13 protein-coding genes and 1 tRNA gene are annotated in these 13987 nt (G+C 33.6%); 10 read left to right on the top strand and 4 right to left on the bottom strand.

Features of this window, described 5'->3' with window-relative positions:
* The first annotated feature begins 22 nt into the window (after positions 1–22).
* Positions 23–958, top strand: a complete 936-nt coding sequence (locus ACQ654_RS07345; RefSeq protein WP_430409677.1) for a PorP/SprF family type IX secretion system membrane protein — start codon at positions 23–25, stop codon at positions 956–958.
* Positions 959–968: 10 nt separating this feature from the next.
* Positions 969–2915: an OmpA family protein gene (locus ACQ654_RS07340; protein ID WP_430409676.1), complete on the top strand. Its 1947-nt coding sequence runs from the start codon at positions 969–971 to the stop codon at positions 2913–2915.
* 280 nt (positions 2916–3195) lie between these two features.
* Here ACQ654_RS07340 and ACQ654_RS07335 read toward each other — a convergent pair whose 3' ends face one another.
* A complete protein-coding gene (locus ACQ654_RS07335) occupies positions 3196–3438 on the bottom strand; it encodes a hypothetical protein (protein WP_430409675.1) in 243 nt (80 codons plus the stop codon).
* Positions 3439–3954: 516 nt separating this feature from the next.
* Between ACQ654_RS07335 and idi the strand changes: the two genes are divergently transcribed.
* The 3 genes from idi (at position 3955) to ACQ654_RS07320 (ending at position 5953) form a co-directional block, all read left to right on the top strand.
* Positions 3955–4479 carry an isopentenyl-diphosphate Delta-isomerase gene (idi, locus tag ACQ654_RS07330; protein WP_430409674.1) on the top strand — a complete coding sequence of 175 codons (525 nt, stop codon included), beginning with the start codon at positions 3955–3957 and terminating at the stop codon, positions 4477–4479.
* An 86-nt stretch (positions 4480–4565) separates the two neighbouring features.
* Entirely contained in the window at positions 4566–4976 is a 411-nt protein-coding gene (locus ACQ654_RS07325; protein WP_430409673.1) for a 6-pyruvoyl trahydropterin synthase family protein, read from the top strand.
* 2 nt (positions 4977–4978) lie between these two features.
* Positions 4979–5953 (top strand): type I phosphomannose isomerase catalytic subunit, encoded by a 975-nt coding sequence (locus ACQ654_RS07320; protein ID WP_430409672.1) that lies wholly within the window; start codon positions 4979–4981, stop codon positions 5951–5953.
* 357 nt (positions 5954–6310) lie between these two features.
* On the opposite strand, the gene ACQ654_RS07315 is transcribed toward ACQ654_RS07320, so the two are convergent.
* Entirely contained in the window at positions 6311–7630 is a 1320-nt protein-coding gene (locus tag ACQ654_RS07315; RefSeq protein ID WP_430409671.1) for an integrin alpha, read from the bottom strand.
* A gap of 331 nt (positions 7631–7961) precedes the next feature.
* Between ACQ654_RS07315 and ACQ654_RS07310 the strand changes: the two genes are divergently transcribed.
* A complete protein-coding gene (locus ACQ654_RS07310) occupies positions 7962–8228 on the top strand; it encodes a hypothetical protein (RefSeq protein ID WP_430409670.1) in 267 nt (88 codons plus the stop codon).
* A gap of 57 nt (positions 8229–8285) precedes the next feature.
* Positions 8286–8359: transfer RNA gene (locus ACQ654_RS07305), tRNA-Thr, on the top strand.
* A gap of 409 nt (positions 8360–8768) precedes the next feature.
* Here ACQ654_RS07305 and ACQ654_RS07300 read toward each other — a convergent pair.
* Positions 8769–10475, bottom strand: a complete 1707-nt coding sequence (locus tag ACQ654_RS07300) for a M56 family metallopeptidase (RefSeq protein ID WP_430409669.1) — start codon at positions 10473–10475, stop codon at positions 8769–8771.
* Positions 10472–10843, bottom strand: a complete 372-nt coding sequence (locus ACQ654_RS07295) for a BlaI/MecI/CopY family transcriptional regulator (protein WP_430409668.1) — start codon at positions 10841–10843, stop codon at positions 10472–10474. Before ACQ654_RS07295 ends, ACQ654_RS07300 begins: the two co-directional genes overlap by 4 nt.
* Positions 10844–11252: 409 nt before the next feature.
* Between ACQ654_RS07295 and ACQ654_RS07290 the strand changes: the two genes are divergently transcribed.
* The 3 genes from ACQ654_RS07290 to ACQ654_RS07280 all read left to right on the top strand — a co-directional run bounded on the left by ACQ654_RS07290 (position 11253) and on the right by ACQ654_RS07280 (position 13958).
* Positions 11253–12488 (top strand): DEAD/DEAH box helicase, encoded by a 1236-nt coding sequence (locus tag ACQ654_RS07290; RefSeq protein WP_430409667.1) that lies wholly within the window; start codon positions 11253–11255, stop codon positions 12486–12488.
* 305 nt (positions 12489–12793) lie between these two features.
* Entirely contained in the window at positions 12794–13540 is a 747-nt protein-coding gene (locus tag ACQ654_RS07285; protein WP_430409666.1) for a phosphodiester glycosidase family protein, read from the top strand.
* A gap of 64 nt (positions 13541–13604) precedes the next feature.
* Positions 13605–13958: a hypothetical protein gene (locus ACQ654_RS07280; protein WP_430409665.1), complete on the top strand. Its 354-nt coding sequence runs from the start codon at positions 13605–13607 to the stop codon at positions 13956–13958.
* Positions 13959–13987: the final 29 nt, after the last annotated feature.

The following is a 13987-nucleotide window of genomic DNA, read 5'->3' as shown; positions in this document are numbered from 1 at the left end:
AACAAAAACATAGCATACTATAATGAGAAATAAAATCATCATCATCATAGGAGTATTGAGTACCATTTTTTCGCTAGAAACTTATGGGCAACAGGACGCTCAGTATACGCAATACATGTACAACACCATCAGTATAAATCCTGCCTATGCAGGTTCAAGAGGTGTATTTAGTATGGCAGGATTACATCGTTCACAATGGGTAGGTTTAGAAGGAGCGCCAACAACGCAAACGCTAAACTTGCATACACCAATAGGAAAAAAAGGAAAAGTAGGACTCGGATTCTCAATCGTCAATGATCAACTAGGTCCAACAGAAGAAACATATTTTGATATTGATTTCTCGTATACAATAAACACTTCTGAACAAGGAAAACTTTCATTTGGTATAAAAGCTGGTGGACACTTATTAGATGTATGTTTTGATTGTTTAAATCAATACAACCCAGATGATGTATTACTACAAAGTAATATTGATAACAAATTCTCACCAAATATTGGTGCTGGAATCTACTATCGAAACTCTGAAAAATGGTACGTAGGATTATCTGCGCCAAATCTATTAGAAACAAAACACTTTGATGAATCTTCATTATCAACAGCAAAAGAACGCATCAATCTATACCTAATTGGTGGATATGTATTTGATATGAGCGATAGTGTAAAATTTAAACCAGCGGTGCTTTTCAAAGCAGTATCTGGAGCGCCTTTACAGGCAGATTTATCAGCAAACTTTTTAATAAACGACAAACTAACGTTAGGAGCAGCCTATCGTTGGAGTGCTGCCTTTAGTGGACTTGTCGGATTACAACTATCTGATAGCTTCATGGTAGGATTTGCCTATGATCGTGAAATAACCGAACTCGGAAACACACAATTCAATGACGGTTCGTACGAGGTATTCTTACGTTTCGAACTATTCAATAACCGCGACAAAATAATCTCACCAAGATTTTTCTAAAAAACCAACAATGATGACACGAAAAAAATATCTACTATACACGCTGTTAAGTTTATTCGTTCTTGTAGGTTATGCACAAGAAAAAGAACTTGAAAAAGCAGCTGAAAAATACGATAGCTATGCCTTCATCAATGCAATAGAAATCTATGAAAAAGTTGCCGAAGAAGGACACAAGTCAAAAGAATTATTCGAAAAACTTGGAAATGCATACTATTTCAATGCAGATTTAATAAATGCTTCCAAATGGTATGGAGAACTTTTTAAACTAGGTGAAGAAATTGATCCTGAATACTATTTCCGTTATGCACAAGCGCTAAAAGCCGAAAAACGCTACGCCGAATCGGATCAAAAAATGAAAGAATTCAATCAGCTAACCGGAAGTGACTTGCGTGCATCAAAATTCATAAAAACACGCAACTACCTCGATGAAATCGCAGCATTATCTGGTCGTTTCCGTATAGAAAACTTAGGTGTAAACTCTGAATATTCAGACTTTGCTCCATCATTCTATGAAGAAAACTTAGTATTCTCTTCAGCACGAGATACTGGTGTAGCAACACGTTACAAGCACAAATGGAATGCGCGTCCATTCTTAGATTTATACGTAGCTGAAGTGCAAGAAAACGGAAGTCTTACCAATGTTGATAAATTCAATTCAAAGCTAAACACAAAATATCACGAATCAACATCTGCATTTACAAAAGATGGAAATACGGTGTATTTTACACGTAACAACTATTACAAAGGAAAATACAAAAAAGATAAAAAAGGAATTAACAAACTAAAAATATTTAGAGCAACTCGTGAAGGAGATGCGTGGGTAAATGTTGAAGAATTACCATTTAACAGTAACAACTACTCTGTTGCGCATCCTGCGTTAAGTGTAGATGAGAAAAAACTATACTTTGCTTCCGATATGCCAGGAACTTACGGAATGTCCGATCTTTTTGTAGTTGATATCAAAGAAGATGGAACATTTGGTGAACCAAAAAATCTTGGTACAACAATTAACACAGAAGGAAGAGAAAACTTTCCATTCATTAGCCAAAATAACGAACTCTACTTCTCATCTGACGGACATGTTGGTTTAGGTGGACTAGATATTTTTGTGATGAATATAGGAATTGAAAACAGCGAAATATTCAACATTGGTGAACCAGTGAACAGTTCTATGGACGACTTTACTTTTATCATCAATAACACCACCAAAAAAGGATACTTTGCTTCCAATCGTGATGGTGGAAAAGGTGATGATGATATCTATTCATTTATCGAAATGAAGCCAATTCAATGGACATGTGAACAAGAAATTGCAGGTGTAGTAAAAGACGAAAAAACAAACGAAGCCATTGGCAGCGCAAACGTAAAGCTGTTTGACAAAGACAACAATGAAATAGAAAACACATACAGTGAAGTTGATGGTAAATTTAGATTCAAAAAATTACTAGAATGTGATCAAGTATACTTTGTAAGAGCTTCCAAAAAAGATTACAACGCAGCAGAAGCATTAGTTCCAAAGCAAGAAGAAAAAGGACTAAGAGAAGTAACGTTACTTCTTGAAAAAGAAGAAATACCATTTAAAGTTGGTGATGATTTAGCTAAAATTCTAAACATTCCAATCATTTACTTTGACTTTGATAAATCGAATATTCGTCCAGACGCCGCTGCAGAATTAGAAAAAGTTGTGGCTGTCATGAAACAATATCCAACACTAAAAATTGACGTACGCTCGCATACAGACAGTCGTGGAACAGACAGTTACAATATGAAGCTATCGCAACGTAGAAACGAAGCTACGCGCGCTTACATTGTTTCAAGAGGAATTGACGCAAACAGACTCATTGGAGCTGGTTACGGAGAAACACGCCATGTAAACAAATGTAGCAATGGTGTAAAATGTTCAGAAGAAGAACACCAACTCAACAGACGAAGTGAATTTATTGTTACAGAAAGATAAAATAAAAAACCTCCGCTAAAATCGGAGGTTTTAATTTTTAAATCAGCTTCAAAAGGAGAAGTTTTTTAGACTATAAGCTTCAAAAGTTTATAAAGTAGCAAAAGAGAGTTTCTATAAAGTAAAATTTATAAATATTCTCTTTTTTAAACTCAATCTGCTGTTTTACAGAATACTTACTCCTCATAGGGAAAAAAGTGTTTTATTAAACACTGTCCGCAAAATAGAAAGTCGGAAGAAAAACCCTCCGACTATTCATTGTCAAACCTTAATTCGCTTTGACCTATAAAGGTTTCCATTTTTGTCCTGTAGCAACAGCATAACAGTCAGGTGTTTGTGTTTCCATACAAGCAGTTGGGTACTCAGAAGCGCAACCTGTGTATTGTTGTGTCGGACATGACGCAATAAGCGTAATAGGCTGAATCGTTGTTGGTAAATTTCCAACGTTTCCTGTTATAGAACCTCCCAATAAATTAGAGATTAGTTTTTTGTTAAGTTCTAATGATTTTAAATTCTGTTTTTTCATAATAAAAAAATTAATGATTTATACCTACTAGGGACAAAAACAAAAAAAACATTACCCAATAGTTTTTTAAGTTCACTCTTTTTATTGATACATAGCATTATAGAAACTAATTTTAAATTGAAATCAGATTCTAAGGAAGTGTAAAATATTATATTTAACAGTAACATCTATTTTTAGTTGATTTTAAGCATTCCATAACTAAAAACGCAATCCATAATCTCAAAATATGCAGTTTACGGAATGCTTACACGAAAAAAGATATAAGTCTTAATTACTTTAAATTTGATTTTTTCTAAATTAACCCACAACCCACAACCCACAACCCACAACCCACAACCCACAATACGCTGAGCGAAGTCGAAGTGCAAAACCTTATTTATAAACATTCTCAATCAAGGCAAAAAAATAATCAAGTAGTACGATGTTAAAAAACTATGTTAATTTTAACTAAAAAATAGTAACGAACAGCAATCTACACAAAAAGCTATTTCGTAAATTTGCTATTCGACAAAAAATATGGTAAAAGAAAACGTAATCTTAGTAAACGAAAATGACGAGCAAATCGGTATAATGGAAAAAATCGAAGCGCACGAAAAAGCATTATTGCACAGAGCATTTTCAGTATTCATCCTAAATGACAAAGGCGAACTCATGCTACAACAGCGCGCCTTACACAAATACCACTCTCCAGGACTATGGACAAATACCTGTTGCAGTCACCAACGTGAAGGTGAAAGCAACATAAGCGCAGGTAAACGAAGACTACAAGAAGAAATGGGATTTGTTACGGAACTTGCGGAAGCAGTATCGTTCATATACAAAGCTCCATTTGATAACGGTCTTACCGAACATGAATACGATCATGTAATGATAGGAACCTACAATGACGCACCCGAAATCAACCCTGATGAAGTAGCCGATTGGAAGTGGATGGAAGTACAAGCTGTAAAAAATAATATAGGAGAAAATCCTGATCAATACACAGCTTGGTTCAAAATAATATTTGACAAATTTTACCAACACATAAAAGTTGATATATGATACGAGCATGTTAAAAAAATTATCATCAAAGGGAATGGTTAATAGTGAACAGCATGTGACCAATAAAAAAGAAATAATATAAACACATGAAAGTTACCGTAAGTAGAAAAGCGCATTTCAATGCCGCACACAGATTATATCGACCAGATTGGGATGATGCAAAAAACAATGAAATATTTGGAAAATGCAACAACCCAAACTATCACGGACATAACTACGAACTTATCGTTAGTGTAACGGGTAAAATAGATCCAGAAACAGGATACGTGATGGACGTAAAAGTGCTCAAAGATTTAATCCGATCGGAAATAGAAGATGCTTTTGATCATAAAAATTTAAACTTAGATGTTCCTGAGTTCAAAAACTTAAATCCTACAGCAGAAAACATAGTTGTAGTGATTTGGGGGAAACTAAGAAAACACATTTCAACGTCTTTAGACTTAGAAGTTGTTTTGTATGAAACGCCAAGGAACTTCGTAAAATACGCAGGAGAATAATCATGAAATTACATCCATTAAAATTCAACCCAATCCTCAAAGAACGCATTTGGGGCGGTACTAAACTCAAAACCATGCTTCAAAAAAATACCAAAGGAGAAGCTATTGGTGAAAGTTGGGAAATTTCGGATGTAAAAGACGAACCTTCAGTTGTAGCTAAAGGCGAACTACAAGGCAAAACATTACAAGAACTTAGTGAAACCTTTCAAGCAGCATTACTAGGAAAAAAAGTGTACGAAACATTCGGAACCAAATTTCCTTTACTCATCAAATACATTGATGCTAAAACCGATTTATCCATTCAAGTACATCCCAATGACGCGTTGGCTAAAAAACGCCATAATTCCTTCGGAAAAACGGAAATGTGGTATGTAATACAAGCAGATGAAGGTGCGGAACTTATGGTAGGTTTCAATCAAGAAGTTAGCAAAAAGGAATATCAAACACATTTAAAAAACAACACACTTACCGAAATTCTCAACTTCGAAAAAGTGAAAAAAGGAGATGTCTATTTCTTGCCTACTGGCAGAATTCACGCCATTGGTGGTGGAATTGTATTGGCGGAAATTCAACAAACTTCAGACATAACTTATCGTATTTTTGATTGGAATAGAGTAGATGCAGCAGGAAATTCACGTGAATTGCACACAGCTTTAGCGCTTGACGCGATAGACTATACGTTGCACGACAATTACCAAACAACATACAATGCTGAAGCAAACAAAACAGCCACATTGGTTGATTGCCCATACTTTACAACAAACTTACTTCCATTTCAAGGAGAAATCTCTTTACATCATGAAGACAAAGATTCATTTGTCATATACATGTGTGTAAAAGGAAACGTTACATTTCAAACAGAAAATCATCAAGAAACACTTTCATTTGGTGAAACATTGCTCTTGCCAGCTTCTATCAAAAATGCCGTTGTCACTACAAACGAAGCTTCCGAACTCTTAGAAGTTTACATCAAATAAAAGATATTTACCATTCCTGTGAGTCCAAAATAACAAATTAAAAATCATACTTTTTAGTTTAATGTTACACGAAATTCTGTTAGCTTTCAAACTCAATTCACATCTAGGTATGATAGAACATATGGGAATTCCTGTTATATATATGTTGACAACAAGCTAAAAAAATGAAGTATACATATAAGATTTTAAAAGGACTTCCTCCGTGCGGGAAAATAGATGTGTCAATTTCGGAAGGAAATTTGACTGAAGAACGAACTGCCGGTTAAATTCACAACAGCTATCATCGTTAAAACGCTACCATACATATAAAAAACAGTCATTCTTTGTTCAAACAAAAAACAATAATCTTTAGTAAAATTACTCGGGTCTAAAAAACAGTGTGTAAAGTGTTCCAGTTCCACCTGCGCCGCCGCCTATATTTATAGCTATTGAGCCATCTCCTTTTAAATCTCCAACATAAGAAATAGAACGTGAAAATCGTTCTTCAGAATCCAACATCAAATCAAATCCACCATCAGAATTATTTATTCTCGTGAATGATTTAACGGTTTTGTCAGCATTCAAATACAACACATATGCCCAACCTTCATTTTGTTGATTAGCTCCGGTAATTAAATCTGTAATTCCGTCACCATCAATATCTCCTGCGGCACACATAGCATGCCCAAACTGTCCTCCAAAAGTACCATTCGGGTTTTCATCGGTCACTAACTCATCAGTAAAACCATTCATACCTTCGGTAATTTTTAATTTAGAAACTACATGAAACGTAGTTGAGTTTAACGACAGCATCCAAATGGCACCTTTGCCTCCGTCAGACAAAAAAGCACCAACAGCCAACTCTTTAGTACCATCATTATCAAGATCACCAAGCATTGCCACTTCTCGACCACCAAATTCGTCACCATCTTCAAGTCCGCTACCAAAACCACCTTGCGTAGAACTTATAGTTACTGTACTTGCAGGCATAATTTGTGAATCCGCATTTAAAAATAAAATATCAATAGCACCTCTATTTGTTCCACCATCATCTGAACCTGGATCGCAAGCCACCAAATCTATACGATTATCGCCATTAATATCTCCAATCGCTGTTAAACCATTGGCAATAATATTTAGGTTTTTCACATAATCTTTAACAGTTCCATCTGCATTCAAATGAATAATATAAAGTGAATTATTTGGTGGTACGGGAGAGGATACTGCAATATCAGGAATTCCATCGTTATCATAATCACCTATTCCTGCAACACCATAACCAAAGAAATTTCCAGGGTTTAATGTTTCTGTAAAGCCGCCTTCAAGCATTGATATTTTTTGATTACTTTGAACCGTTCCATCACTATTCATAAACAAAATATAAACGGCTCCTGCATCAACACCTCCGTCATCGTCTGAACGTGCACCAACAACAAAATCAATCACACCATCTCCATTAATGTCTCCAGCACTGTCATGATCTCGACTAAAGCGATCTCCACTTTCTAAATTTGCAATAAAACCGTCAGAGCCATTTTCAATTTTCGCAAATCCTTCCGCTTGATACGGTAAGGTTGGTGTAACAATAACCTCTTCGTCTACAGGATCATCAAGATCATTAGAATTTTCACTACAACTATAAAATATAAATAACGTTAGTAGTACTCCGTAAAAAAGGTTGATGTTTTGAATTTTCATAAGTTGGTATCGTTTCAACCTATGACTATGATAAATACAAAAGGTTTAGTTTAACGTGAGTTTGACATAAGAAATCGTTACTAGTAAACCTTAAATCAATTAAATTAATTATTTGTCGGTTCGCGCGCAGTCGAGAATAATATAAAACTATCAGTTTCAATTGAAGCTAGGTATTTTCAATCAAAAAAGATCTTAATTCAAAATACAAACACAGGAACTAAATGCAATCCACTTTTGAAACCTTTAATCATACAGAAAACTAAATAACATTTGTGGTATTTATAACAAAAGATAGACCATTTTAACGTAAATTTGCAAAAAATTATAAATCATGTCAAATAAAAGAGATTTAAAAAAGGACTTAAACTACGTTTTTGGAGATATTATTGATGCTGCCCTAATATGGCAAATTGCTAACCCAGGAGAAGATGTTGCAAAAAGCGAAGCAATCATTGATGAATCTATCCAAAACTTTGATTCACTGATTACTGAGGTAAACAAAAGAGACGTTGAAAATAAGAAAGCACACTTCAAAGGAATCAGACAATCATTAGAGACAAAAGCAACGGAATTAGTCACAAAAATTAATAGTCTATAAAAAAATAAAAAAAAGGTTTGCAAAAAATAAAAAGGTTTTTATATTTGCAACCGCTTTGCCGATGTAGCTCAGCTGGCTAGAGCAGCTGATTTGTAATCAGCAGGTCGTGGGTTCGAGTCCCTCTATCGGCTCAAAGTGAAAAGCTCCTTGAAAAAGGAGCTTTTTTTATACCCAAAAATCAAGTTGTGTTTCAAGCGTATATTAACTTATGAAGTGCTGCTAATCAGGAGTTAATAGAGCGAATAATAATACCTTTCTTTTTCTTAATTTCATCTTTTTGAAACTCTAAAATATCAAAAAAGCATAGACTGAATAAATATTTATGGAATTCTAAACTGACTTTAATTAGAAAAAATACACATCTAGAAAATTTAAAATTGTATGTAGAAAATATGATAATAGGTAGCATGTGTAAGTTTTAAATCTAAAAACAGCTCAAAATTTGAAGCGATACTTATAAAAATATTGAATTAATTACAAAAAGCGAAGACGATTTTACACAAATCATCTTCGCTTTTTCACTTTACTATTTTAGCTTGTTTATTTTTCAGCGATAAAAACTGCTTTGTAAACTCCATCTGATACATCAGTAATTTCAGACCGTTCTAGGTTCTGACGTTCTTTCCCAAACATTTCTTGAGATCGTACCTGATATAATTTTTCGAAACCTTGAAATACATTGGCAAGATTCGTTAGATAATTTTCAAAAGTATCTGTATCATCATATGTTACACTTACTAAATATGCTATAGATTTTTTATCGACATGCTTCTTCACGAATTGATATACTTCTTCTTTGTAATTTACTCCTGTACTGCTCAAGTTGAGCTGAAGATACTCAATACCATCTAATGTGGCTACATTGCCTTCTATTGTAGCATTGGTTAAATCAAATTCTGGATACAAAGAATCGTCGCGAGAAGGATTAGCCCAGTGAAAAGGCGGAACTAAAAATGGTTGAATCATTTGTTTCCCTGAAGCAGTTTCGCCATAATAAATTACTTTCCTTCTATCCAATCTTCGTAACTCTGCCTGAAACTCTCTTACCTTTTTCATTTTCTGATTTCCGTCTATTTTTAACGGAACCAAGCCATGCCTACCTATAGACGCTTCTTCAAGAATAGACTGAACTTCACTAATTTTAAAAGGTTTTCCATTTACTTTTAATTGATCGTTTGCTACCGTAAATAATGGAGGAGTTTTATATTCACCAGTAGTGACAATATTATTTTCACCTTCCATATATTTTTTCAAATTCGCTTCCAATTGAATCGACGCTTCTTCTTTTTGTTCAATTTTCGAATTGCATTGAAACAATACTAGACTAAATAAAATAGCACAAGTGATTGTTAGCGCTACTTTTAATTTTCCAAAAAATCCTGATTTATTACTTTTCATCATGGTTATCCTTTTTTTTATAAATGATAAATTAAAATTGTGTACCAACCCATATGAGTTGTCGCTAACTAATTGTCTCAAAAGTAAGGTCTGGTAATCAACTAAGGAATAACCCGCTTTAATAATATTCTTGTCTGCTATATATTCATGTGTTGTTTTTAAAGAGTTAATAAGCTTCCAAATCAATGGATTAAACCATAGAAATGCGGCTAAAAATTGTATAAAAATTAAGTCAATAGAATGTTTCTGTTCAATATGTGTTTTTTCATGAGCAATAATCTGATCAAGCGCACTCGTATCAACTATTTCTTCATGAACAAAAGCATATCTTAAAAATGAAAATGGTGCAATTTGGTGTGAAACCCTCACAACTGTTATTCCATCAATTTGTGTCGTAGGATATATCAAAATCATGTTCCGAAGTCTTCTAACTGTCCAAAACAATTTAGACAGACAAAATACAATTCCAATGATATATATACCAATAACAAACTTTAATAGAATGTTTGTCCAATCAATTGGAGCCGATTCAACCACTTTTGTAGTAGGAGTAGAATTATCTAATGAAATTGGAGTTGTATTGGCTTCATATTCCCATGCTTCTGCAGTTTCATAATAAGACGTTCTAAACTTGTTAAGTTCTTCAACAGAGTTGTCTATAACGGCTATTTTACCTTGGCTAAAATCAAAACTCATTAAAGGCAATAGCAGAGAGAAAACGACTATTCCTATAAGGAAAAACCGATTAAGCGTAAAGAAAGTCTCTTTCTTCATCATCACAATATAAAGTAGATACAATACTGCTAGTATGGCACTAGATTCTAATAGATATATGATGAATTTGATCATTTCTTCTTGGCTTTTAACGCTTCTAACATTCTCATAGCTTCATCTAACTCCTTTTCATCCAGTTTTTTGCTTTCAGTAAAAAAGTTGACAACTTGAGAAAGTGAATTGTTGTAATAATCGGTCACTAAGCGCTTCATTTGCCCTTTACTATACGCTTCTTTACTAATCAATGGATAATATTGGTGCGAATTTCCATAAGCTTTATAACCTATAATCTCCTTTTGGACCAACACCCTAACAATTGTTGATACAGAATTGTAAAGAGGTTTTGGGGTAGGATATTGTTCAATGATATCTTTGATAAAACCTTTTTCAATACTCCAGAGAATTTTCATTATTTTTTCCTCTGCCTTAGTCAATGTGATCATTACTTTATGAGTTTTAATTAATTAGCAGTACAATTATACAACTTAATTTTAAGTTAACAAACTTATTGATACGTTATTCAACTTAAAATTAAGTTAAATTATTTGGTTTTAGGTTAGATATATTTTTGTAAATCATAAATAAAAAAATGGTAATAGTTTTAAAATCAGTTGTTTAATTAGGTTTCTTGGTTTGAAATATTTGAGTGAAGCATGCAAAATAATGGATGTTTAATTTACATTAATTAAAAAGAGAAAAAACGTATGGTAGTTTCTTTTTAGTCTATTGCGTACTATAAAAATAGGAAAGGAATGCGATCATACAATCTGTACATCATAGTTTTTCTAAAATAGTGCAACATAAAACGAACCTTGCCGTATCTTTGCAAAAATCGTTTCAAAAATATACTGAATGCAATTCAAAGAACTAAAATTAAACAAACCAATCATTCGTGCGTTATTCGAAAAAAACTACGAAGAACCGACACTAGTTCAAGAACGTGCTATTCCTGCAATTTTAGCTAAAAAAGACATTATTGTGTCAGCACAAACTGGAACAGGAAAAACAGCTGCATACGCATTGCCTATCTTACAATTGTTATTTGACAAGCAAGATGCACCAAAAAAAGGCAAAAAAATACGCGCGTTAGTGGTTTGTCCAACACGCGAATTGGCAATTCAGATTGAAGAAAATTTTGAAACATATAGTAAATACACAAACTTACGTACAGGCGTAGTTTTTGGCGGAGCATCCATTCAACCACAAAAAGACATGCTCAAAAAAGGTGTAGACATTCTTGTGGCAACACCAGGAAGATTACTTGATTTACACAAGCAAGATATCATCAACTTAGATTATATAGAAACGTTAGTGCTAGACGAAGCCGATTTAATGTTAGACATGGGTTTTATTGACGATGTAAAAAAAATAGAACGTTTATGCCCTGAGGAAAAACAAATTCTACTCTTTTCAGCAACAATGCCATACAAAGTAGAACACTTAGCAAATTCGATTCTTAGAAATCCTGAATTTGTAGAAGTTTCTCCAACATCATCTGCGGCAAAAGGTGTAGATCAGACATTATATTATGTGCCAAAACCTAAAAAAATAGAACTCTGTTTGCATTTATTGCGAAACAACATCAAAGGAAGTACTATTATTTTTAGACGCACCAAATACGGAGTTGATAAGCTTGAAGAAACATTGTTAAAGAACAATTACAAAGCCGTAAGTATTCATGGTGGAATTACACAAAGTTTACGACAAACCGCATTAAACGAATTTAAAAAAGGAGAAGCAAAAATCCTAATTGCAACTGATGTTGCGGCACGTGGAATTGACATCAAAAATGTAGATACAATTATCAACTTTGACATTCCCAACATTTCCGAAACCTATGTACACAGAATTGGAAGAACGGCACGTGCAGGCGCTTCAGGAGTGGCATTGTCATTCTGTTCGGCAGATGAAAAAGAATACATCAAAGACATTCAACAATTGATCAACACAACAATTCATGTTGAAGAAGAACATCCGTATCCGTTAGATCCGAAAGCAAAACCACCAGTTCACAAAAAGAAAGGTAGTAAATACAAAAAAGGACGTAAATCGGAAGCTTCTAAAAAGAAGAAAAAACGTTGGTACTAATAGAAAGGAATCAAGAAAATAGAAGTTACTTTTGGTAATTTTTGATTAATGATTTTTGAATTTTTTAAAACGTCATTACGAGGAAACATGACGAAGTAATCTGTTTCAACTCCATGCTCAAAACAGTTTTTAAAACCAACAGATTGCCACGAATTTCTATGGAATTCTCGCAAAGATGTATTTTTGAGTGATTCTCTGTCATATCGAGCGCAGTTGAGATACATAGAAAACTGTATTCAAAAGTACACAGGAAGTTCGAGTTTCTGATTCTTTTTATATCTTTCTAAAAGATTTCAAAATCAGATATGATTCTTAAAAAAACAATTTTCGGCTGTAGCCTAATAGTACTCATAACATTGATAAGCTTTTGTGCAAAACAAGCGCCAAAACCACAACGTGATACAGCTCGAATCTTAGCGTACGAGGTAAATCTGAAAATGACACAATTACATTTCTACTGGAAAAATGAGCACGGAAAAATCTATGGAAATGCTAAAAATCTAAAAACTCAGCTAGAAGCAAATGGACAAGAATTAGTTTTTGCAATGAATGGCGGTATGTACAAAAAAGATCAATTGCCACAAGGAATTTACATTGAAAACGGAAAGCTTTTATCTCCATTAGATACAACGGAAAAAGGATATGGAAACTTCTATCTGCAACCAAACGGCGTATTTTATATTTCCATAGATAACAATCCCGTAATCTGTACAACAAAAGCATTCAAAGGAAATAAAGGTATTAAATATGCCACGCAATCTGGTCCAATGTTGGTCATTGATGGAAAACTACACACAAAATTGACCAAAGGTTCTAAAAACCTAAACATTCGAAATGGAGTAGGTGTATTGCCAAACGGAAACCTACTATTTGCAATGAGCAAAGAAGAAATCAACTTTTACGATTTTGCGACATTCTTCAAAGAAAACGGTTGTAAAAATGCATTATATTTAGACGGATTTGTCTCAAAAACATACCTTCCAGAAAAAAACTACCAACAATTAAACGGAAATTTTGGTGTAATCATCGGAGTTAGCAAATCTATAAAGTGAGTTTTTCGGAAAAACTTTAAAAAACTGTATCTTTCCATTCAGAAATCTAAAAAATAATTCAATAATGAAAAAATATATACTACTATTTGTACTGCTATTTGCTTTACAATCATATGCGCAAAAAGATAAAACAGTCTTCGAATTAAAACCTTCACAAAGTATGATCATTACTGGGAAAGGAACTGGACAAGATGCCGCCATCAATCCGTATAAAGATAGAAATAGTATTGCAATCATTGAAAATCTTAGTGAAAACAGTTTTACAGTTAGAGTGCAATACAAAGGTGATATTGTAAAAAGTTTTGTTATGGAAGGAAACAAAAAAACAATGGTGAGTCTTAGAAAAGGATTCGAATTATACCTAGATAGCAATTTAGAAGCAACAGCGAAAGTTGAATTTAAAGATGGTGTAAACTAAACCATTAGTACTAGTTAAAACAAATAAAA

This window comes from Kordia sp., from assembly GCF_965283645.1.
Lineage (GTDB): Bacteria > Bacteroidota > Bacteroidia > Flavobacteriales > Flavobacteriaceae > Kordia.
Note: the sequence above shows the minus strand (reverse complement) of the source record. Positions and strands in the feature narration are given on the sequence as shown.